This is a genomic window from Mucilaginibacter sp. P1_D10 (genome assembly GCF_056406215.1).
Window position 1 is genome coordinate 1 of sequence record NZ_JBFUAP010000029.1, and the last position, 22,506, is coordinate 22,506.

The 22,506-nt window shown below is 45.7% G+C and carries 25 protein-coding genes; 20 read left to right on the plus strand and 5 right to left on the minus strand.

All coding sequences use genetic code 11. The features are described 5' to 3' along the window. Positions 1–275: 275 nt before the first annotated feature. From AC1DYT_RS26245 to AC1DYT_RS26255, 3 genes are all read left to right on the plus strand, one after another. Positions 276–1,385, plus strand: coding sequence for a Fic family protein (locus AC1DYT_RS26245; protein ID WP_477472448.1), 1,110 nt, complete (start codon positions 276–278; stop codon positions 1,383–1,385). A gap of 238 nt (positions 1,386–1,623) precedes the next feature. Beyond that, positions 1,624–2,940, plus strand: a complete 1,317-nt coding sequence (locus AC1DYT_RS26250; RefSeq protein ID WP_477472449.1) for a sensor histidine kinase — start codon at positions 1,624–1,626, stop codon at positions 2,938–2,940. Between the two features lie 195 nt (positions 2,941–3,135). Next, positions 3,136–3,474 carry a hypothetical protein gene (locus AC1DYT_RS26255; RefSeq protein ID WP_477472450.1) on the plus strand — a complete coding sequence of 113 codons (339 nt, stop codon included), beginning with the start codon at positions 3,136–3,138 and terminating at the stop codon, positions 3,472–3,474. Between the two features lie 381 nt (positions 3,475–3,855). Here the strand turns inward: AC1DYT_RS26255 and AC1DYT_RS26260 are convergent, their stop codons facing one another. Together AC1DYT_RS26260 and AC1DYT_RS26265 are read right to left on the minus strand one after the other, a co-directional pair. Next, entirely contained in the window at positions 3,856–4,266 is a 411-nt protein-coding gene (locus AC1DYT_RS26260) for a hypothetical protein (RefSeq protein ID WP_477472451.1), read from the minus strand. Between the two features lie 43 nt (positions 4,267–4,309). Beyond that, positions 4,310–4,498, minus strand: a complete 189-nt coding sequence (locus tag AC1DYT_RS26265) for a hypothetical protein (protein WP_477472452.1) — start codon at positions 4,496–4,498, stop codon at positions 4,310–4,312. 141 nt (positions 4,499–4,639) lie between these two features. Between AC1DYT_RS26265 and AC1DYT_RS26270 the strand changes: the two genes are divergently transcribed. The 4 genes from AC1DYT_RS26270 (at position 4,640) to AC1DYT_RS26285 (ending at position 8,392) form a co-directional block, all read left to right on the plus strand. Beyond that, positions 4,640–5,332, plus strand: coding sequence for a S24 family peptidase (locus AC1DYT_RS26270; protein ID WP_477472453.1), 693 nt, complete (start codon positions 4,640–4,642; stop codon positions 5,330–5,332). Between the two features lie 370 nt (positions 5,333–5,702). After that, positions 5,703–6,206: an N-acetyltransferase family protein gene (locus AC1DYT_RS26275; RefSeq protein ID WP_477472454.1), complete on the plus strand. Its 504-nt coding sequence runs from the start codon at positions 5,703–5,705 to the stop codon at positions 6,204–6,206. Positions 6,207–6,748: 542 nt separating this feature from the next. Then, a complete protein-coding gene (locus AC1DYT_RS26280) occupies positions 6,749–7,222 on the plus strand; it encodes a hypothetical protein (protein WP_477472455.1) in 474 nt (157 codons plus the stop codon). 141 nt (positions 7,223–7,363) lie between these two features. Continuing rightward, a complete protein-coding gene (locus tag AC1DYT_RS26285) occupies positions 7,364–8,392 on the plus strand; it encodes an aldo/keto reductase (protein ID WP_477472456.1) in 1,029 nt (342 codons plus the stop codon). Positions 8,393–8,551: 159 nt separating this feature from the next. On the opposite strand, the gene AC1DYT_RS26290 is transcribed toward AC1DYT_RS26285, so the two are convergent. Further along, a complete protein-coding gene (locus AC1DYT_RS26290; RefSeq protein WP_477472457.1) occupies positions 8,552–9,295 on the minus strand; it encodes a 3-keto-disaccharide hydrolase in 744 nt (247 codons plus the stop codon). A 10-nt stretch (positions 9,296–9,305) separates the two neighbouring features. After that, complete coding sequence (locus tag AC1DYT_RS26295; protein ID WP_477472458.1) at positions 9,306–10,676, minus strand: Gfo/Idh/MocA family protein; 1,371 nt, start codon at positions 10,674–10,676, stop codon at positions 9,306–9,308. Between the two features lie 176 nt (positions 10,677–10,852). Here AC1DYT_RS26295 and AC1DYT_RS26300 point away from each other — a divergent pair, with 176 nt between their 5' ends. From AC1DYT_RS26300 to AC1DYT_RS26350, 11 genes are all read left to right on the plus strand, one after another. Then, the gene (locus tag AC1DYT_RS26300; protein WP_477472459.1) at positions 10,853–11,506 is read left to right on the plus strand and encodes a hypothetical protein; all 654 of its coding nucleotides are present in this window, start codon (positions 10,853–10,855) and stop codon (positions 11,504–11,506) included. Beyond that, a complete protein-coding gene (locus tag AC1DYT_RS26305; protein ID WP_477472460.1) occupies positions 11,496–12,191 on the plus strand; it encodes a DUF3307 domain-containing protein in 696 nt (231 codons plus the stop codon). The genes AC1DYT_RS26300 and AC1DYT_RS26305 overlap by 11 nt, the downstream gene beginning before the upstream one ends. A 126-nt stretch (positions 12,192–12,317) precedes the next feature. Beyond that, positions 12,318–13,049: a bifunctional demethylmenaquinone methyltransferase/2-methoxy-6-polyprenyl-1,4-benzoquinol methylase UbiE gene (ubiE, locus tag AC1DYT_RS26310; RefSeq protein WP_477472461.1), complete on the plus strand. Its 732-nt coding sequence runs from the start codon at positions 12,318–12,320 to the stop codon at positions 13,047–13,049. After that, positions 13,046–13,783, plus strand: coding sequence for a type IX secretion/gliding motility protein PorT/SprT (porT, locus tag AC1DYT_RS26315; protein ID WP_477472462.1), 738 nt, complete (start codon positions 13,046–13,048; stop codon positions 13,781–13,783). Before ubiE ends, porT begins: the two co-directional genes overlap by 4 nt. Positions 13,784–14,062: 279 nt before the next feature. Beyond that, positions 14,063–14,821, plus strand: a complete 759-nt coding sequence (locus AC1DYT_RS26320) for an SDR family oxidoreductase (RefSeq protein ID WP_477472463.1) — start codon at positions 14,063–14,065, stop codon at positions 14,819–14,821. Positions 14,822–14,968: 147 nt separating this feature from the next. Further along, entirely contained in the window at positions 14,969–15,418 is a 450-nt protein-coding gene (locus AC1DYT_RS26325; protein ID WP_191189854.1) for a GatB/YqeY domain-containing protein, read from the plus strand. Positions 15,419–15,542: 124 nt separating this feature from the next. Next, positions 15,543–16,304 carry an alpha/beta fold hydrolase gene (locus AC1DYT_RS26330; protein ID WP_477472464.1) on the plus strand — a complete coding sequence of 254 codons (762 nt, stop codon included), beginning with the start codon at positions 15,543–15,545 and terminating at the stop codon, positions 16,302–16,304. Between the two features lie 3 nt (positions 16,305–16,307). Then, positions 16,308–16,970: a CBS domain-containing protein gene (locus tag AC1DYT_RS26335; RefSeq protein ID WP_477472465.1), complete on the plus strand. Its 663-nt coding sequence runs from the start codon at positions 16,308–16,310 to the stop codon at positions 16,968–16,970. A 185-nt stretch (positions 16,971–17,155) separates the two neighbouring features. Then, entirely contained in the window at positions 17,156–17,584 is a 429-nt protein-coding gene (locus tag AC1DYT_RS26340) for a hypothetical protein (RefSeq protein WP_477472466.1), read from the plus strand. Positions 17,585–17,964: 380 nt separating this feature from the next. Next, positions 17,965–19,272 carry a hypothetical protein gene (locus tag AC1DYT_RS26345; RefSeq protein ID WP_477472467.1) on the plus strand — a complete coding sequence of 436 codons (1,308 nt, stop codon included), beginning with the start codon at positions 17,965–17,967 and terminating at the stop codon, positions 19,270–19,272. A gap of 141 nt (positions 19,273–19,413) precedes the next feature. Next, on the plus strand, positions 19,414–19,923 hold the full coding sequence (locus AC1DYT_RS26350) for a hypothetical protein (protein WP_477472468.1): 510 nt from the start codon (positions 19,414–19,416) through the stop codon (positions 19,921–19,923). On the opposite strand, the gene AC1DYT_RS26355 is transcribed toward AC1DYT_RS26350, so the two are convergent. Next, positions 19,877–20,320 carry a hypothetical protein gene (locus AC1DYT_RS26355; protein ID WP_477472469.1) on the minus strand — a complete coding sequence of 148 codons (444 nt, stop codon included), beginning with the start codon at positions 20,318–20,320 and terminating at the stop codon, positions 19,877–19,879. The two genes, AC1DYT_RS26350 and AC1DYT_RS26355, sit on opposite strands and share 47 nt — an antisense overlap. A 60-nt stretch (positions 20,321–20,380) precedes the next feature. Between AC1DYT_RS26355 and AC1DYT_RS26360 the strand changes: the two genes are divergently transcribed. After that, a complete protein-coding gene (locus AC1DYT_RS26360) occupies positions 20,381–21,262 on the plus strand; it encodes an NAD kinase (protein WP_477472470.1) in 882 nt (293 codons plus the stop codon). 9 nt (positions 21,263–21,271) lie between these two features. Then, positions 21,272–22,066: a type IX secretion system protein PorG gene (porG, locus tag AC1DYT_RS26365; RefSeq protein WP_477472471.1), complete on the plus strand. Its 795-nt coding sequence runs from the start codon at positions 21,272–21,274 to the stop codon at positions 22,064–22,066. The last annotated feature ends 440 nt before the right edge of the window (positions 22,067–22,506 follow it).

Sequence of the window (22,506 nt, forward strand, 5' to 3'; positions counted from 1 at the left end):
CATAAAGAAAATGGGCTTTGTAAGTCTCAAAGACATCTCAACCCCACTTAAGACTGTTACTGTTTAATGAACCGCCGTATGCCGAACGGCACGTACGGTGGTGTGAGAGGACAAGTAGGGAACTAATCCCTACTTTCCTACTCGATGGGGTTGTGCGGCGAATAAGGCTGATAAACTCCGCATTTTTGCTGAGTTTATATTTATGATCCGATTAATCTTATTATTCGGCTCATAAAATGATTATATTTGAGCCGAATAGTTTATCTAATCGGCTCATGACCTATAATTGGCAAAAAGATAACTGGCCTCACTTTGCTTACAGCCTTACGGATGTGGAGGAAAAACTGCATGAGTTTTCTACAAAAACCGGTATGGTTGGCGGCGTTCTTAAATCATTGCCCGACGATACACAGATGGATGCCATAGTAGAGGTTATGGTTGCCGAAGCGATAAAAACATCGGAGATAGAAGGCGAGTTTTTAAGCCGCAGGGATGTCATGTCGTCTATCAAAAAAGACCTTGGACTCAGTCCCGTTGACAGCCGGGTTATAGACAAGCGTTCTAAAGGGATAGGGCAGTTGATGATAAGCGTACGCGAAACGTATCAATCGGCACTTACCAAGGAACAACTGTTTGCATGGCATACGATGTTATTTGGCGAACAGCGGAGAATGAGTGTTGGCGCCTGGCGTAGCCATGCCGAGCCGATGCAAGTGGTATCTGGTGCCATAGGGCAAGAGAAAGTACACTACGAAGCGCCTCCATCTGAAAAGGTTCCGCAAGAGATGGAGCGGTTTATCGTCTGGTTTAATGATACCGCACCCGGAGGCAAAAACGCCATAACAAAAGCACCGGTGCGCTGTGCGATAGCGCACTTATACTTCGAATCGATACACCCGTTTGAGGACGGCAACGGCAGGATAGGGCGCTGTATAGCAGAAAAGGCATTATCGCAGGGTGTGGGGCGGCCGACTTTGCTGAGCCTGTCGCGTACCATAGAGCTTAATAAAAGTGCCTATTATGCTGCATTGGAAGCTGCGGAGCGGTCTATAGAAATAACGCCCTGGGTAAATTATTTTGTAGATGTAATATTAGCGGCGCAGGAACACGCCGAAGCATTTATAGACTTCGCATTAAAGAAGACCAAGTTTTTTGACAAGTATAAGGATGTATTAACCGAACGCCAGTTAAAGGTAGTACGCCGAATGCTGGAGGAAGGGCCAAAAGGGTTTGAGGGCGGGATGAGCGCAGGTAAGTACGGCTCATTAACAAAAGTTGCAAAAGCAACCGCCACAAGGGATTTGCAAAGTATGTTAGTGCACGGCGCGATGGTGCCATTTGGAGCTGCCGGTGGGCGCAGCACTAAATACCAATTAAATATATAATTTTCCGTTTAGCTATGATAACCGGCAATTCATTGCGTAAATTAGATTAGTGCAAATTTGTAAACAGCCAGATTTTTAATGGCAAAAGCACCGGTTTTATAAATAGTGTAAGTGTTGGTTGCTTAGTTTATATTTACGTGCTGGCGCATTGGCCGCATTGGCCGCATTTGCCCCCTTTAATTTTAATTAGTAACCTTGCGTTACCTAAACGTTAATAAATTTGAGCCTCTTTGGAAATATGAACAAGCTGTGGATCAGGGTTACCGGGTCAACCGCAGAGTTTCCGCTGGAAGCACGGATATTTCATTCTGTTTGTATATTAAGCATTGCTTCCCTCGGTTACAATGTGCCATTTAATTTTCTTATCGGGCTGCCGGAAATCGCCATAATTAGCCTCGGCACTTTGCTAATATGTTCATATCTATATTACCTCTCGCGCTACAAGGGGAAAACAAAACAAGCTATCATCGTTTTTGCTATTACCAGCAATGTTTTGTTTGCAGCTAATTTTTTGTATAACTCGGGTACCCGGGGGCCGAGCGATCTGTTTATGGGCCTATGCATCTTGCTGCTGTTATGCATTGTACCCAAGCAACAACACAAGCTTTGGGTTGCTATAAATGCGGGTATTATGCTGGTGCTACATGGAATAGAATACTACCACCCGGAATGGGTCCCCGAGACTTATGACAGCCGCAGCAGCAGGTTTCTCGATATCACGTCTGGTTATGTAGTTGTGGTTATAGTGGTATTTTACACCATTACTTACCTCCGCCGTAATTACGACCATGAAAAACGCTCAGCTTCCGAAAAGACAAACGCTATCGAGCGCAAGAACCAGCAGATAACGCAACAAAACCACGACCTGGAACGCATTAACCAGGAACGCAATAAGCTGATGTCTATCATTGCGCATGACCTGCGCTCGCCGCTGAGCAATATTCAGAATTACCTGGAACTGATTACCGAGTACGAACTGGATACCGAAGAACGCCGCATGGTAGAGGGCGACCTGCTGAAGGTTACCCGCCGCACCATTGATATGCTGGGCAAGCTTTTGTTATGGAGTAAGGGCCAGATGGACGGCGTAACCGTAAAGCTGGGCTATGTTTCCCTGCGCAGTGCCTTGTTCAACACCCTCGAGTTGGAGCGCTCTATAGCTCTGAAAAAAGGTATTACCCTTACTGCCGATTTGGATTGGGACATCAAAATAGTAGCGGATAACGATATGTTGCAGCTGGTAATACGCAACCTTATCAATAACGCCATTAAATTTACCCACACCGGCGGTGAGATAACCTTTAAAGCGAAACAGATTGGCGGCGAGTGCTGGCTCATTGTTCGCGATAATGGTATCGGCATTACGCCGGAGAAGCAGTCGGAACTCTTTTCGTTACAGGCTGGCGCCACGTTTGGCACTAATAACGAAAAGGGCGTGGGCCTGGGGTTACTCTTATGCAAAGAGTTTACCGAATTGCAAGGCGGGCGTATTTGGCTGGAAAGCACCCCCGGCGAAGGAACGGCTTTTTATATTGCCATGCCGGCGGGGAATTAATCAGTTTGCAGTAGGCAATAGGCAGTGGCCAGTTCGCAGTTGTCAGTTCGCAGTTGAGCAATCTGTGATAATCGGTGAAACGGCGAAGCTCTCAGGGGCTCCATAATAAAAACAACAACACGCGAGAGATCTTCTTGCAGTCGGTGAAATCAACCCATAATCTGTGCAATCATAAAAAATCAATAACTTTGCAGCATGAACCCGGGTGATAAAGTAATTTGCATTGACGATAAGATAGACGCTGATAAGAACGAAGAAATCCGTCGCGATTTCGAAATCTGGATTACCAAAGGCAAAGAATACACAATCCGCGAGATACTCGATAACAACGGTATCGTACCGGGCCTGTTGCTAGATGAAGTGCACAACTTCCCCAAATTTTTTAAGCTGATAAACCGCTTTCAAGAACCCGCATTTGCGCTGTGGCGCTTCCGTAAACTCAACTACCAAAGCAAACCCGAAGAAACCATTGCCGAAACAGAGGAACTGGTAGAGGTTGCACCCATGGCTGCACCCGAAAAGAGGGGAAATTAACGCGGGGCATTTCCCTTGCTAAACCCTGAGCACTAAATCACGGCCGGAATCTGCACATCCAGCCTCCGTTTATTTCTGGCTCAATTACCGTTAAAACACGGTTGCCCTGCTGCGCATGTTTCACAAGCTTTGTATTATCAATCTATACTATGCTTATGAAATCATTTATCTTGCTATTCCTGCTTTTTTTGGGGCTTTGTTTGTTCGCCAACGCGATGCTAACGTGATCGGATTATTACTGTAATAATCTAATCCGCTTACCCTGTTTGCCGGGCTTATTTGTGCCTTGGATTATCGGGCCGCCGCCGTTCCCTCGGTTGTATGTGGCAACAATCAATGCCAGTATAATCAATATGTATTTTATGCTAATTGGCATAATTCTTATAAGTTTTCACCAACGGTTTCGGTTTCTACCAGCTGGGTGAGTATGCTTTTCAGCATGGCTTCGCGGGCCCAGGTTTGTTCAATTGGGGCTGCATCTTCGCGGTACCATTTTATCGGCGCGTTTATCTCTATGCGGGTTTTGTAAACGTATTGCTTGTTGGGGTGCAGGCGGCTGCCCTCATAGCTATTGAGGTTTTCGGCCTTTATCACCTTGGCGAATTGCTTTAGGGGTACGTCCAACTGTAGGCACTCATCCAGGCTATTTTTGAAATCGTGCTTGTCTTCCAGCCACAGGGTTAACACTTCGTCGCTCAGGTCGTGGTCGGCGATGCTGATGCGGCTATAATTATAATCTACGGATATAATCATCCACCACAGTTCGTCTTTTAGTTTTTGCGTTAGTTTCATTTTGTTGTTTTATTAGTTCAATGGTCCATTAGTTCATTGTCTGTTATCGGCTTACTGTTGCGTCAAAAGCAGGCATCCAGCCAGGGAGATACTTTTGTATGTCGGCAATCTCTTGCCTGTACTTGTTGCAGGCGGCCTGGTAGGCTGCTATGCGGTGTTGCATTTCGGGGTTGCTCAATTGGGGCTGGCCGGTTTTAATTGTGTTGCGGAGGGCGCTATGGGCTATGTGCATAAGATTGGGTTGTTTCTGTATATTCTTGATTTTAATTTTGTTCAGGAGGATTTTATGAGTACCTTTATTGAATAAGAACGTTACAAATATAAAGAATAATCTTTATTTAAATCAAGAAATAAATAAAAAATATTTTTCGATATGGAAGAGCAAGCAAAACCTGGTAAGATAAAAACCGTACGGCCCGAAACGCTGGAGTTTATTATCCTGTATAATCAGTTACGGGGTAAGGCCTTCAACAATAACAGCGAGCTTGCCGAAGTCCTCGGCTTTAACAACGCCAGCAGCATTACCGAGATAATCAAGAGCCGACAGAATATCGACCCGGAAAAATTAAAGATATTTAAAGAAAAATACAGAGATTTATTAGGAGGTACAAAAACTACGGATAAACCTGTATATGTGCGTACCGGCGAGGGTATCCCTATGTATGATATCATAGCCACAGCATCGGGCGTAGAGGTTTACAATGATATAAACGATGCGTTGCCTGTGGGGAGGATGAACTTCCCTGGTATTGAGGAATGCGATTTTGCATTGCCGGTTTGGGGCCATTCGATGTACCCGTACCTGGAGAACGGCTGCTGGGTAGCCCTAAAAATAATAAGCGACCGCAAGATACTACCGGGCGAGGTGTACTACATAGAATGGGGCGATTACCGAATGTACAAGCGCCTGTTGGCCAGTGATAACCCCGAAGAGGTGATAGCCCACTCGGATAACACTACCGAGATGATAGGCAACCGCCTGAAGTATGCACCCTTCCCCATCCGGCTGGATGAGATAAAAAAGCTTTGTTTGGTGAAGGATATCCATAAAAAGCATAACCACTAGTTGATGTGCAGATTACAGATGTGCAGATGGAGGAAATAGAAGAAAACAAACGTAGCCGGCTAATGCCAAACCCAGCATATAAGACACTTCTTTATTACGCAATAGTAATTACCGTTATTGTGTTGGTGAACAGACTGCCAGAATTTAAAAGCGGGCCGTGCACACCAAACCTGGACTTTCTGTTGCCTGTGCTTGCATTCCTATTTTCGATAGTGCTTTTGGTGACCAATGGCATACGATTGATAACGAGCGGCAGAGCTTATTTAGTTTCGCTAATCATGCACGCCGTAGTTATTTTTGTCACCATTATTGCTTTAGCGTTTAATAGCTAAACCGTACCTTTTATTTAACTTTTTGATTTTAACTACCGATGAAGATCCGTCGCGCTACTCTTGCCGATATCCCCGCCATCATGTCCATTGTGAAAGAAGCCGTGCCCTTAATGCAGGCCGCAGGCAACTTTCAATGGAACGATACCTACCCAAACCCCCAGGCTTTTGCGGATGATATAGCATTGAACCAGTTGTGGGTTGCAGAAATTGACGGCCGGGTAGCCGGTGCATCGGCCATTACTACCGAGCAGTACGCTGAGTATGAACAAGCCGGGTTAGACATTAGCCAACCAGCCATCGTAACCCATCGCCTGGTGGTGAGTCCACATTACCGCGGGCAGGGGATTGCCGAAGCCCTGCTAATGGAAGCCGAATACGAGGCCGGTCGCCAGCATATCCCCCTGCTGCGTATAGATACGAACAAGGAGAACAAAGCCGCGCAAAAACTCTTCATAAAACTCGGATATGTATTTGCCGGCGAAATAGGCCTTGCTTTCAGGCCGGGCATGCGCTTTGTTTGCCTGGAGAAAAAGCTGGGCTAAGCTAAGCGCGCATAGCTTTAACAAGAAGCACTTTTCGTAACTCGACAAAACAATGCACCGCTTGTTTTTTAAGCGATACTTAAAAGGCTGCGCAAAATATTCCTAAAAGTTGTAAATTAACTTTTGCTTAATTAGATTTGTTTTAGATTTGAATTATCGGGCCGCTTGCCGGTCTTGCAAAACCAGTTATATACATCTATCGTCATGTTTTCCAGGTTGCAAGTGTTCCAATTCCAACACTTAAGCGTTGGCAATGCGTTACAAAATTTAGCGTTTTATTCGCTGGTGATGCTTATGCTGGCTGTTATTGTGGTACAGTTGAACGTATATACCGAAACGGGTATGCGTAGGTTTGTTATTGCCTGTATGGGCCGGGTAAGCCACATGATGCAACCTTTATGCAGGGCATGCTATTTTAAAATGAAGCAATTATTTATTATCCGCCGGTAAATAGGGCTGGTTGGCTCCTATGTGAATTTTTATTGTTGCGAAGTGTTTTATTAAGGACTAAAAGCTATATTGTGGCTATTAAACCTTACATCATGAGCGATTTTGAAGAGACATTAAGCGCGGCGCAAATAGACGACGACATAACCATAAACGCAAAAATTTATAGTGTAAACCAGATAAGGGGGGCTACTTTTCTTGGCGGCCCACTAGTAGCGGGTTATTTGATAGCAGAAAATTATAAGGCTTTTGACGAGTACGATAAAGGAAGACGCGTTTGGATGATTGCCATTGTCTTTTCAATTGCAATGTTTGCCCTAATATTTTTACTGCCCGAAAACGTGCATATACCGAACGTAGTTATCCCGCTGGCGTATTCGTGGTTAACCTCTATATTGGTAACTCACTACCAGGGCCCGCAAATAAAGGAGCATTTTAACAGCGGTGGGCAAACTTATAATTGGAGCCGTACCATCGTTATAGCGCTTATCGGAACTGTAATTACCGTTGCATTATTATTTATATGCGCGTTTATGCTTGATGTGTTATTTCCATCCGACGTTAACTAGGCTGTTTTACCAGCAACCGGCGGGCTATGTAAAATTTTTGTTTTTTATGTTATTACAGTGATATAAACTTAAAACCATATCACCGAGATTTGAAATTTAGCAGAAGCATTTCTGCATGTGTCATAAAAATTTACGTTTACTATGGAATACAGACAATTAGGCGGCTCGGGACTTAAAGTTCCCGTGCTTAGTTTTGGTACCGCTACCTTTGGCGGCGCCGGGGAATTTTTTAAGGCATGGGGCGATACTCAACTCGACGATGCAAAGAAACTGGTACACCTCTGCATGGATGCGGGCGTAAACTTTTTTGATACTGCCGATATATATTCTGGCGGTGTTGCAGAAGAAATTTTGGGTAAAGCCCTCGTGGGCATCCGCAGCGAAGTGCTGCTATCTACCAAGGCAACCTTTAAAATGGGCGACGACCCCAACTACGGCTCGTCGCGCTACCACCTCATCCGCTCGGTAGAAAACAGCCTTCGCCGCTTACAAACCGACCATATTGATATTTACCATATGCACGGTTTCGACGGCAACACGCCGGTTGAAGAAACCCTCCACGCGCTGGATGACCTTATAAGCAGCGGCAAGATCCGCTATATCGCCTGCTCCAACTTTTCGGGCTGGCATCTGATGAAATCGCTTTCGGTGTCTGAACGTTATGGCTGGGCCAAATACGTAGCCCAGCAGGCCTATTACTCGGTATTAGACCGCGAATTTGAATGGGAATTGATGCCGCTCGGTATCGACCAAAATGTAGGCACCATTGTTTGGAGCCCATTGGCTTCGGGCCAGTTGGGTGGTAAATTCAGGCGTGGGCAGCCAATCCCGGCAGATAATCGCCGCAGCCAGGGCGGAAGCCACGGCCCCGAAACCGATTTTGAACGCCTTTACAATATTGTTGATGCGCTGGATGAAGTAGCCGAAGAAGTTGGCAAATCAGTTGCACAAGTGGCCATTAACTGGCTGTTGCAGCGCCCAACGGTGGCAAACATCATCATAGGTGCCCGCAACGAGGAGCAGCTGAAACAAAACCTTGCCGCAGTAGGCTGGAACCTTACTATCGAGCAAGTTAAGAAACTTGATGCCGCCAGCGAGCTCACGCCGATATACCCTTACTGGCACCAACGGCAGGATACGAATCTGATCCCGCCACCGAAGTTTTATTAAACAATAAGGGCTGCCGAAACGGCGGCCCTTACAATACTATCGTCTTTGCGAGCGATAGCGCGGCAATCATCGGCAGGCAGGGTTGCCATGCAAGTTTGACCTGCTTGCCGAGGATTGCTTCGTTCCTCGCAAGGACGCAATGGTTAGGCAACTGCGCAATTACAACTCCTTTATCCTAATATTCTTGAAATAAGCTTTATGCCCATGGTCCTGCAAAGCAATGTGGCCAAGTTTAGCCACCCCGTATTCGGGATGGTCCTTCCATTTACCTTCGGCTTTTTTCTTTTCCCATTCGGGGCTACAGGCGGTAAATTCTAAGATTTTTTTGCCGTTTAGCCAATGCTCTACATGGCCATTATTAAAAACGATGCGGCTGGTGTTCCATTGGCCAACCGGCATCAGTTTTTTGCTGCCGTTGGGTATGGTCATGGCGTAATCGGCACCTGTTTTTTGCCATTCTTCCAACTTGTCGGGCACCCAGTTTATATCATCTATAATCTGGTACTCGGGGCCGGTAACATAGGTGGCGGTGTACTTTGGGGCTTCTACCACGTGGTACAGCACACCGCTGTTGCTGCCCTTGTCTATCTTCCATTCCCAGGCCAGCTCAAAATTGGCGTATTGTTTATCGCTAACGATATCGCCGCCGGTATCTGTGCCTTTTACGCTGCCCAGGCAAACCAGTGCGCCATCTTCTATCTCCCAGTTTTGTACAGGCTTAGTTTTGTTGAAGCTGTGCCAGCCGCTAAGGTCTTTGCCGTTGAACAGGCTTACCCAGGCAGTTTTCCTGGCAAGGGCTTTCTTTACCGGTTTCGGGTCGCCAATTTTTGATGCATAGGTTTGCGCGCCTATTGCACAGGTAACGGCGGCGGCAATGCTGAGCATGGTTATCGGGTGTTTCATTCGGTGTTGATTATGCCTTTATCATTTTCATCTTCTCCGGGTCCCAAAACATAGGGGCATTCTTAAAATAACTGTCGTTACAAAGCAGGGCAGGGGCGGCGGCGCGGTAACCAAATATGGCATCTTCGGTAACTTTGCCGTTGGTACGTATAGCGGTAATGAAATTATTCATATGATCGTAAGGGCCGCCCAGGTAGCCTTTTTCGGCATCGTAAGTAATTTGCTCGGGCGGGAGCATCATTTTACGGCCGCTATTGGTTTGGCCCATGGCCTTCATTTTTTCGATGTAGAATGGGTCGGTGTTATCAATGGTTTTGTTGCGTTTCAGGGTGACACTATCCCAGGTAATATCCATCGATCCTTCGCTGCCTACCAGCTTAAGGTAAGTGGTGCCGCTGGTGCCATCCACAAAGTTGCAGCGTAACGATAGGTTGAATGCCGGGTGGGCCGCTGCCTTGGCATAATCGAACGTGCCTAACAATACGTCAGGCACTTCGCGGCCATCGTTCCAGTAGCGCAAGCCGCCCGATGCATAGATTTTGTTTGGCCCCATAGAGCCGGTGATGAAGTGCAGGCTGCTGAACAGGTGCACGAACAAATCGCCCGCCATGCCCGTGCCATAATCGGTATAATTCCTCCAGCGGAAGAACCTTTTGCTATCGAACGGGCGTTTTTGGGTGTTGCTTACATAAGTTTCCCAATCAACGGTCTGGGTAGACGCATCATCGGGGATAGGGTATTGCCAAACTTCTACTGCACCGCGGCGTGCCCAAAAGCCTTCGGCGTAATTTAGTTCGCCAATGGCGCCGCTTTTTAATAGCTCTTTTGCTTTCTCGTTACCAAGCGAGGATACCCCCTGGCTACCCACTTGGAACACCTTACCGGTTTCCTGCTGGGCTTTTATAACGGCCGGGCCCTCCATTACCGAGTGTACCATCGGTTTCTCGCAATACACGTGTTTACCGGCGTGCATGGCATCTACGGAAATTTGTTGGTGCCAATGATCTGGCGTGGCAACTATAACAGCATCCACATCTTTGCGGTTCAAAATCTCCTTGTAAATTTTGGTGGTGAAGATATCAGCACCCCATTTCTTTTTAGCATCGGCAAGGCGACCATCGTACAGGTCGCACACGGCAACCAGCTTTACGCCGGGCACCTGAAGGGCCGTTTGGGTATCAGAAGTGCCCATGCCGCCGGCACCTATGAGGGCGATATTCACCTGATCGTTAGCGCCAATGCGGTTGTATTGCTGTTTTAGGTAATGAAAGCTACCAATGTTTTCGGCTGCTATTAAATTGCTGCCAACAGTGGCCGCCGCTGCGGTAGTGGCCAGTTTTTTAAGGAACCCTCTGCGCGATGCTTCGTTATTTTCTTTCATGGTTGAAACGATAAATAATGGTTTTGTGGTTTGAGATACGGAGAGGGAAAGATAGAAATTTATTTAAATAGTTTTAAAGCTATTATAGGCGACTAGTTTGTTTGATATTAGCCTAAAAAGGCTAATAAATATATAATTAGCCTTTTTAGGCTAATTTGTTTGATATTAGCCTTTTTATGCTAATATTTGCTTCACTAAGTTTTAAAGTAGCCACCATGCGAGCGATACTTACCGCTGATATTGTTAATTCATCATTGCTAACAACCGAATTTGATTGTTTGATAAATGATTTAAAGCAGTTTTTCGGCGAAGAAAAAACCGATTTTTTTAATGGGGATAGCTTCAGAGTGCTTATTACCCGCCCGGAAAATGCTTTGATGAAATGTATAAAAAGCAGGCTACTGGCTATAAAATATGCAGAAAATCATGCTATAGATATACGGGTTAGTATAAATATAGGGCATTTGCAGTCTGATGAGATCGACTTGAGGTCGAGCATGGACGAACTTTTGGTTGCTTCGGGGCGAAGCTTCGCTAAATTGCAGGGCACATCACGGCGGTTGTATATTAGCTGTGGCGAAAAGGAAAAAGACTTTACCTACGAAATTATGGCGGAGTACGCAGATAGCCTGATGACAAGGATAACCGCAAAACAGGCAAAAATAATTTATCAACTGCTGTCGGGCAAATCGCAGGTAGAAACCGCAGCTGCTTTACAGTTATCAACCGCAACGGTAAGTAAACAGGTAAAAGCGGGCCGTTATGAAGAGCTAAGGAGCATGCTTAACAAATTTGAATTATTCACCAATCAGCTGCGAAATGGAAATTAGCATCATATGGCTCGTTAAATTGTTGCTGGCGCATTTGATAAGCGATTTTTGGTGGCAACCATCAAAATGGGTACAGGACCGGGCACAACGAAAAATAAAATCTAAGTATCTCTATCTACATATCCTGGTTACCGGCGCAACCGCAATTTTATTTGTTGGGTTTAATTATTGGAAGGTGGTTTTGTTTATCACCATCCTCCATGGCGCTATAGATCTTGCTAAATCTTACACCAGGGCGAATTTCACCTATTTTATAATAGATCAGCTATTGCATTTGCTGGTGATTTTGGCAAGTTGGATGATTGTTTTCGGGCAGCACAGGCCCGATATGCAAACGCTGGTCAATTTTTATGAAAACAGTAAGTTTTGGGTGTTTGCAGCTGCCGCATTTTTCCTCACTATCCCAACATCTATCATAATAGCTTACGCCACCAAACATTGGGCTGTGCCTCCCGGGCTGAAGAACGCCGGGAAATATATCGGTATAATCGAAAGGTTGATTATCTGCATATTGGTGTACCAGGGGCAGTACGAAGCCATAGGATTACTGATTACGGGAAAAAGCATTTTAAGATACAATAGCACGCACGAAGAAGCGAAAACCGAGTACCTGCTTATTGGAACGCTGCTAAGTATTTTTATAGCATTTGCTGTTGGTTTTGTATTAAAGATTGTTATAAAATAGGCGTTAGTTCATCGATGATGGTTCATAGTTCATGGTAGCTTCGGCTTGATATGGAATGATTGCTTTGCCATGATCTAACATCTATGAACCATGAACCCAAACACCTATCTTTGCCCGCTATAAAGTATGAGCAAAACAGTAACTCCGTACCACGATACGCAGGGCACCAAGAAAGAGCAGGTGGCCGATATGTTCAACAACATCTCTAAAACCTACGATTTCCTTAACCACTTCATGTCGTTGGGGATAGATATCATCTGGCGCAAAAAGGCTATTAACGAACTTAAAGCCGATAACCCGCAGCTGATTTTGGATGTAGCCACCGGTACCGGCGATTTTGCGTTCGAGGCTCTTTCTATCCTTAAGCCTAAGAAAATTATCGGCGTGGATATTTCGCGCGGTATGCTGGATATTGCTGACCAAAAAATACTGAAACGTAACCTGTCTGATAAATTCGAGGTGAAGTTAGGCGATTCGGAAAAACTACCCTTCGAGGCAAATGAGTTTGATGCGGTTACCGTAGCTTATGGCGTACGCAATTTCGAAAACCTGGGCGATGGCCTGGCCGATATTCACCGGGTGCTTAAACCGGGCGGCAAAGCTGTAGTGCTGGAATTTTCTAAGCCCAAAGCATTCCCCATCAAGCAACTGTACGCGTTTTATTTTAACTACATTACACCGGGCATAGGCAAGCTTTTCAGCAAGGATGCCCGTGCTTATACCTACCTGCCCGAATCTGTAGCCGCTTTCCCCGATGGCAAGGCCTTTACAGATATGATGGTAAAAGCAGGGTTCAAAAATACCAAATGCCGGCCTTTGGCGTTTGGTATCTGTTCCATCTACACGGGTATTAAATGATAAAACGCTACCTAACCGCCTTACTGGTACTTTTGTGTTATAGCAGCTTGCTGCGTGCGCAACAGTTTTCGCCGGCATGGGGTGGCGGGGCCGATCAAAACGATTTTAGCGCGGGGTTCAGTTTTTCGTACGTAGGCAGCGATTTTAAGATAGTAAAGCAACCCAACTGGCGTGCGCCTTTTTATGATGCGGATGCCCATGCCTACGTTACCGATTCGCTCACCAGCATCAGTTCTAAAACAACGCCGGGTTTTGCCGTGGGCTTTATTGCCCGTTACCGTATTACCGATCACCTGGAGATACGCAGCACGCCGGGCCTCATATTTGCCGACCGTAAGCTGCGCTACACCTTTAAGAATACCACCGACCCTATAGATAAACCCATCCAAACCACCACGGTCGATTTTCCGCTGTCGCTCAAACTGAAATCTGATAGGGTGGGCAACCTGCGCGCTTACCTGCTTGGCGGCGTAAAGTTTTCGAGCTCCATAGGTGGCAAAAAAGACGGCGATAATACCGCTCCGATTGAGCGCATCGTGAGGAACACCAAAAGCTATTCTTCGTACGAGGCAGGTTTCGGGTTCGATATTTACTTCGAATATTTCAAGCTATCGCCCGAGATAAAAGTGACCAACACCTTCGGCAACCTGCTGGTGCCCGAGAACCACCCGTTTTCGGCCCCCATCAGCAAGCTATCGCTGCATACCATAATGTTTAGTTTGTATTTCGAGTAATTTTTGGGATTACACCGATTGAGGATTGATTTCACCGATTAACACCGATTTTTTCTGAACCTTGATTTTAATGAATTCGGGATTTCGTTGATTTCCCTGCATTATGAAAACCCATAACCACGTCACACCTTCATTGCCGTCGGTTTCCAACCGACGGACAGCGTCCAATTAAAAGAGGTTCTTCCACCACAACATTGCAACTTTCCAACATTACAACCTTTCAACATTATAACGTTCCCCAAATAAAACATAATTTCGCTGCTGATAGTTACGTAATCTATGGCTAAGATCGCATTAATAACAGGGGCTACCGCCGGGATAGGCGAGGCCTGCGCCCACACATTTGCCCGCGAGGGCTATAATCTGATACTTACAGGCCGCCGCATGCAGCGTTTGGAACGTTTGGCCCTTTTGCTGAACGAGAAATATAACGTAGAGGTGGCAATCTCCTGCTTCGATGTACGCAGTAAAGCGCAGGTAATAGAAAACCTGCAGGGCCTGCCCGAAGAATGGAAACAGGTAGATGTATTGGTGAACAACGCCGGCCTTAGCCAGGGGCTGGACCCAATAGACAAAGGCGACTATGATGATTGGGAAACCATGATTGATACCAATATTAAGGGCCTGCTATACGTGAGCCGTGTGGTTAGCAACTGGATGATTGATAACGGCTTTGGGCATATTATAAACCTGGGTTCGATAGCTGGTAAAGAGGTTTACCTCAATGGCAACGTATATTGCGCTACCAAGCATGCAGTAGATGCGCTGAACAAAGGTATGCGGCTGGATTTATTGAACCACGGCATTAAGGTAACGGCGGTGCACCCCGGCGCAGTAGAAACCGAGTTTAGCGAAGTGCGTTTTAAAGGAGATAAAGCACGCGCCAAAAAAGTGTACGATGGCTTTGAGCCGCTGGTGGCCGAGGATATTGCCGAAACCATCTGGTTCGTGGCATCGCGCCCGGCGCACGTAAACATAAACGATATCGTTATCATGCCAACCGCGCAGGCAACGGCAACAAATATATATAGGGGATAGGGTAAATGTGCAGATTGAAAATGGATGTGCAAATTTCAAATGTGTCCCGAAGTTTCGGGGTGCAAATGACAGAAAGTAAATCCGAAATTGAAAATCCGAAATTCGAAATAAAGAATCTAAAATCGTAAATCTAAAATCACAAATAGAATGTCACTCATTACACAAATAGACCAGGATATCAAACAAGCCATGTTATCCAAACAACCCGACCGTTTGCGGGGGCTGCGGGCCATTAAATCGGCTTTACTGCTGGCTAAGACAGAAAAAGGCGCTGCAGAAGAATTAACCAAAGAAGCCGAGATAAAAGTGCTTCAAAAGCTGATCAAACAGCGTAAAGAATCGGCAGACATATATAAAGCCCAAAACCGCGAGGACCTGTACGAAGTGGAAATGGCAGAAATGTACGTAATTGAGCCCTATTTGCCACAACAGATGACCCGTTTCGAGATTGAAGGCTACATACAGGAGGTAATCGGCCGCCTTGGGGTAACTTCTGTAAAGGATATGGGCCGCGTAATGGGCGTTGCTAATAAAGAGCTTGCCGGCCAGGCCGATGGTAAAACCGTATCTGAAGTGGTTAAACAGCTGCTGGGATAATTTAATTGTTAAAATTGTTGCAGGTAAACCCTAATAAACTAAATTTACGGTGGTATTTACACCTTTTCAGACTAAAATTAAAAACAGTCTGCACTGGTTTAAAACCACATTTTAAGCAGGAACTATGGATTTTGTACTGAAAGAAGAAAAGGGATTTACATACGTAGAAGAAGGCCAGGGCGAACCTCTCTTACTATTGCACGGCCTTATGGGCGCGTTGAGCAATTGGGAAAAGGTGATTGAGGAGTTTAGCCCGCATTACAAGGTTATCATCCCTATTTTGCCTATTTACGATATGCCGATTTTAACCACCGGCGTAAAAGCGCTTTCTAAATTCGTACATAAATTTATTAAGTTCAAAAAACTCACGAGGATAACCATGCTTGGTAATTCCCTTGGCGGGCACGTTGGTTTGATATACGTTTTATCGCACCCCGGATATGTAAAGGCACTGGTTTTAACCGGTAGCTCGGGTTTGTACGAGAATGCTTTCGGCGGTTCGTTCCCGCGCCGCGAGAATTATGAGTTTGTGAAAGGTAAAGTAGAATACACTTTTTATGACCCTGCCGTAGCCTCAAAGGAAATGGTTGACGAGGTTTACGCCAACATTAACGATCGTGCCAAGGTTATACGCATACTGGCCATGGCAAAATCTGCCATCCGCCATAATATGAAAGACGACCTACGCAAGATAACGATGCCTGTTGCGTTAATATGGGGTAGAGACGATAAGATTACGCCGCCCGAGGTTGCCCTTGAGTTTAACGAGCTGCTGCCAAACTCGCACTTATACTGGATAGATAAATGCGGACACGCACCCATGATGGAGCACCCGGAGGAATTCAATAAGCACCTTAAGGTGTTTTTAGATAAGTTAAAACAATAAAATATGCTTGCAATTGAGCTTGTTGCTGACGCGATTCCCCCGGTGCATACCTCTGATACCATTCAGAAGGTGTTCGACCGTATGGCGGAGTTCCGCGTGCGCCACCTGCCGATTGTAAACGAAGAGCAGTTTTTGGGCCTGGTATCTGAAGATGACCTGATTGAGGAGCCTGATTACAATACGCCTATAGGTGCGCTTGCCCTATCGCTGGTGAACCCCTACGTGCTGGAAGAACAGCATATATACGATGTTATCCGCCTGTTTTACGAGCGCGACCTGAGCGTAGTGCCCGTGCTGGATATCAAGAAAGATTATGTAGGGCTCATCTCTATCAACACTATGAACGGGTACTTCGCCAAGCTTACCGCAGTAAGCGAGCCGGGCGGCATTATTGTGCTGGAGATAAGCAATAAGAACAACTCGCTGGCCCACATGTCGCAAGTGGTGGAGTCAGACAATGCACAGATACTAAGCTCCTACACCCGCACTTTCCCGGATAGTACCCGTATGGAAGTTACGCTGAAAGTAAACAAGCAGGATATCTCCAACATCCTGGCCACCTTCCTGCGCTATGGGTACGATGTTAAAGCCACCTTCAACTTCACCGATCATAACGATAACGCCAAAGACAGGTTCGATTCGTTTATGAATTATTTAAATTTGTAGATACGCTGATTGTAATTTACCCATCAAAAAATACGCTGCCCGAAAAGTACAGGGCCATTCTGTTTTAAGTAAGGGCAAGAAGCCCATTACTAATAACATTGCTGTGTTGATGTTATAAATAACAATTAGGATAATTATAAAAAACTTAATAGTTTAGCTACTATTCAAACCAAACTCACATCTCGATGAAATCTCTTAAAACTTTCGTAATTTTTATTGCTGCGCTAATGCTTTTTTCGTGTAAAACGGTACAGCAGGCGAATCTGAAAGAAATTAAGCCGTTTGTGGGTATTTGGAACGACACTACCAACCCGGGAAGTAAAGTAGTATTCAAATCAGATGGGAGTTTTTATAATATTTTTAAAGAAAATGGTGTGCAGATTGTGACGCACAGTGGCACATTTAAAATTTTATCTGATAACATTTATGTGGTGACTATCTCTGATGCCAGACCTAATGCTACATACGACCTGAAAGGTAGGCAATATGCAAATTATTACACTTTAGGTAGTGATAAAAAAACAATGAAGATAAGTGGGGTGGTTGACGGGCGAAATGGCGGACAACCACTTGCCTGGACTTCCAACCTGGTAAAAGTGGATAAACTCGATTAATTAACCCCGCGTTCGTTGTATAGTATCAAAGTATCATAGTAACTCACCTCACAAGCCTGCCACCGATAAACCAGGGTTTTTGTGTCCAGTCTCCATGCTGGCAAAGGAGGGCGCTGAAAAAGCGGATATTTATTAAAAGGGGCTGTTTTCAATATTGAAACCGGCCCCTTTTTCTTTGATATATTCGGGTAGGGCGGGTGGAGAGCACCCCGGATAACGCGGGCAGCTTTTAAGTGCAGTGGCGGCCATTTAAGCAGGCGGTTACCTCCCTCGTTGAAAAGTGGGATTAGTTGAGAGCGCTTCTTCTAAAAAAAGCAAACTTTTCGCCCCTGCCAAACGTATTTTATTAGCTTTGCAGCCCCTACTATTACTACTGCCTCATGAAAAATCGTTTTTTCCTGCTTATAATTTCCATCGTAGCCCTTTCTTGTACTAAAAATGCCGATAAGCCCGAAACCAAGCTCCTCAATAAATATGCTGCGGAATATGTGAGGCTGGGCTTAACCATTGGGCAGTACGATAAGGATTTCGTGGATGCTTATTACGGTCCCGATTCGTTGAAGCCGAAGGAGGTTGTTGGCGACGAGTTCCCGAGGGATAGCCTGCTGGCATCGGTAAACAGCCTGATGAACGATATCAAGCTGTTAGCTACCTCGGCCGAAGTTGATTCCAATAAAATGCGCGCCAACTGGCTGTACGATCAGTTGGCTTCATTCAGTGGGCGCATCAAGATATTCTCGGGCGAGTACAGCACCTTCGATCAGGAATCTAAGCAGCTCTTTGGCGTTGCCGCTCCGGTAAATACCGAGGATTATTTCAAAGCGCAACTAGCACTGCTTGATAGCCTGCTGCCGGGCAAGGGCAACGTGAATGATCGTTTCCAAAAACTGGCTAATAAATTCATCATCCCGAAGGATAAACTGGATGCGGTTATCAAAGCCGCCATTGCCGAATCGCGTAAGCGTACACTGGCTCATTATAAGCTGCCTGCCGGCGAATCCTTCGCGCTGGAATTTGTTACCGATAAACCCTGGAACGGCTATAACTGGTACAAAGGCAAATACCAAAGCCTAGTGCAGATAAACACCGACCTGAAGATTTTCATAGACCGCGCCATAGATGTAGGCAGCCACGAAAGCTACCCCGGCCACCATGTGTATAATATGCTGCTGGAGAAAAACCTGTACCACGATAGGGGATATGTAGAACTTTCAATGTATCCGTTGTTCAGTCCGCAATCGCTTATTGCAGAGGGCAGCGCTAATTACGGTATAGAGATGGCCTTCCCCGGCGATGAGAAGATAAAGTTTGCCAAAAACGTATTGTTGCCTTTAGCCGGGCTGGATACCGCAGGGGCGGATACCTATTTCAGGGCATTGGCCATCAAAGGCAACCTCAACTACGCCCGCAACGAAGCCGCCCGCGGCCTGATGGACGATAACTGGAGCCAGAGCAAGGCCCGTACTTACCTCAAAAAATACTGCCTGATGAACGATGAAACTGCCGATAAATCGGTAAAGTTCATCAAAAAATACCGGGCCTATGTTATCAATTATAACTACGGGTTAGATCTTGTGAAAAACCACATCGAGAAACACGGCGGTACTGCAAAAGACCCGGTAAAACGTTGGGAACTCTTCGGTACTTTGCTGAGTAACGAGGTTACGATGGATGAGCTGGCTAAATAGGACACGATTGAGCAATAGAAGGATTTTACAGGATTAAATGCCGACATGAAATATATTTCACTATTCATAATTGCAACTGTTTTATCGATTAGCAATTGCCGTGGACAGGACAGTATTCCTGCAAAAAAGCTTTATAATGCTATGTTTAAATGGCATATAACCATCCCCGAAGGCTTTAACAATATGAGCCCGCAAGATTATGCCCGTATGCAGCAAAAAGGGACAGCCGCTATCGAAGACACTTATAACGACAAGATAATAAACCGTTCTAAGCCAATCTTTGTGTTCAAAAGCGACCAGATGCATTATTTTGAATCGAACTACCAGCCGTTTGACGTTAAGATTGACGGCAGCCATTCGGCAAGTTGCAAAGCAGTGGGCGATGTGCTTTATAATACTTTTTTGAAGCAGTTGGGCGATGTAAAAATGGATAGCGCTTACACATCGGAAATTGTGGATAAGCTGAAGTTCAGGGTATTTAAACTGAACATCTATTTACCCAACGATAATGTACTGACCACGTACATGTTCAGCAGGCTGTTTGGTAAACAGGAGTTTTCGGTTGTGATGTTGTTTGTAGACAGGAAAAGAGGAGAGGAGCTACTCAACGCATTCCGTACCTCAACATTCGATAAAAGTAAACCGAAGTAACCGGTATTTCCTGGGTGCGTACGGTAAATAGGTTTTTTGGCGTGTTAGGTTTGTCCAGTTTTATTTTATAGAAAATCCGGACAAAACCGATAAAATAGAGCCGCCTGAAAACGGCCAATATTGTGTTTTTTTGCTCCTGATACTTGCTTAAATTTGCCAAAACACCTTCAAAAATCGGCGTTTTTCTTAACTTTTCGGGTGTTTTTCGGGCTTTTACCATAAATAACAAAAATGGCCCTATTTGCATAGAATGGCCGTTTTTAGCTAAATTCGGCGTTTGCGGGCCAAAAAAAAATTCCAGCTTTTTCCAGCTTTTTCCAGCTTTTGCGCGGATTTTAGCTATGACTTTCCAGGAAATTCCAGCTTGATTACCGCGGGCAAAAGCTCCGCGCGCCAACTTTTTAAAACATTAAGCCCGTTTTTAAATCCAAAGTTCGATATTCGTGTTTTTTAGGAAATGAGAATAGCAGTTTACGGCCGTCAGTTTAACGATCCGCAGGTATTCCCGTACATACGGCAGGTATTTGATAGCCTTGTGCTGCACCAGGTAGAGGTGTATGTACATCACCAGTTCAACACCCATCTGCAGGGTAATGTAGATACTTCGGCCTACAAGGTGCTGCAGCCCGGCGATGCGATCAAAGACTTTATAGATACTTTTATCACCATAGGCGGCGACGGTACCCTGCTGGATATGGTGACCCTCATACGCGATAGCGGCGTACCCGTCATCGGCATCAACTTCGGTAGGCTGGGCTTTTTGGCCAGCATCAACAAAAACGATATCGCAGCCGCCATGCACGCCGTGGTAAATAAAGAATATACGCTGGATAACCGCGAAATGTTGGTGATAGATTCCGACGCGAAATTATTCGGCGACGATAACTTTGCTTTGAACGACGTCACCATCCACAAACGCGACGACTCGGCCATGATCACCACGCATGTATCCCTCAACGACGAGTTCCTGAACTCGTACTGGGGCGATGGCATCATCATATCCACATCTACCGGCTCAACGGCTTATTCGCTTAGTTGCGGCGGCCCTATCATCTTCCCGCAATCTAATTGTATCGCCCTTACGCCCGTAGCACCGCATAATTTGAACGTAAGACCGGTTATTTTGCCCGATACCAGCAACCTATCCTTCGAGGTGGAATGCCGGGGTACCAACTACATCGTATCCTGCGATAGCCGCACCATCGTTATCGATAAAACCATGAAATTCAGGGTTTATAAAGCCGGCTTCAAGCTAAATTTGATACGCCTGAGTAATGAAAGCTATTTACATACGTTAAGGACTAAATTGTTGTGGGGTTTAGATGCCCGTAACTACTAAACATAACGGATGCCTAAATTCCTCGTTGCCCTGTTTCTATTACTGATAAGCTATACCGCTCACTCCCAGGGCACCTGGGAAATCGGCGGCGCCCTTGGTGGTGCCGGCTACATCGGCGATTTAAACGCCAGTCCGTTTAAGCCCAGCGGCGGCTCTGTAGGATTCTTCATCAAACGTAATTTCAACGGCTACCTTTCGGCCAGGTTCAACTACCAGTATGGTAAAATAGCAGGCGCGGATAGCACCTCCGGCAGCGTACAGCAGCGTCAACGCAACCTGAGCTTTACCGACGGCCTTACAGAACTTGGTCTGATGGCCGAGTTCAATTTTATGAAGTACATACCCGACGCCGGCAAAAACAAGTACACCCCTTATATTTATTTCGGCATAGGTACCACCTCTTTTAACCCCATGGCGGTTTACAAAGGCAGCGACGTAGAGTTGCGCGCCTTACGTACCGAGGGCCAAACCGCCGAATACAAAAAAAGCACCATTGTGATACCTTATGGCGCCGGTTTTAAATACAACTTTAGCGGCAAATGGACCGTAGCGGCCGAACTGGGCTACCGTTACACCCGCAGCGACTTTTTAGACGACGTAAGCGGCTATTACGCGCCGCATAACCAGCTACCCCCCGGTCAGCTTTCCCTTGCCCTGGCCGACCGTAGCGGCGAACGCACCGGCACCTACATCGGCAGCCCCGGCAGCCAACGCGGCGATTTACGCAGCAAAGACATCTATGCCTTCTTCGGCTTTACCCTTTCTTACACTTTCGTAACCGAGAAGTGTTATTATGAGCAATAGTCAGAACCGGGATTAAACGGATTTCTACGATTTTCCGGATTTTGATTTGCATACCCAAGAAGTCGCATTGTTATTTTCATGGTAATCTTTTAATCCAAATAATCATGGTTCAGATTTTTACGGTGATTTCGCTGATTGTCTGAACCATGATTTTTCGCGGATTATTTATTTTAAGGGGAGCTTAAGAAGCCTTCGCCGTTTTCCTGATTGCCGGATTACCTGATGCAAGTATTCATGGCAATCTTTTAATCCAAATAATCATGGTTCAGATTTTTACGTTGATTGCGCTGATTGTCTGAACTGTCTTGTCCTGATATAGGTTGACACAAAAATAGTGTGAACATGGAATATTCAGAGAAAAAAGCGTCAGCAATAAAGGAATACTTTGCAGGCGGGACGACTTCAGTTAAATTAGGACTCAAATACGGTTTCGGTAATGC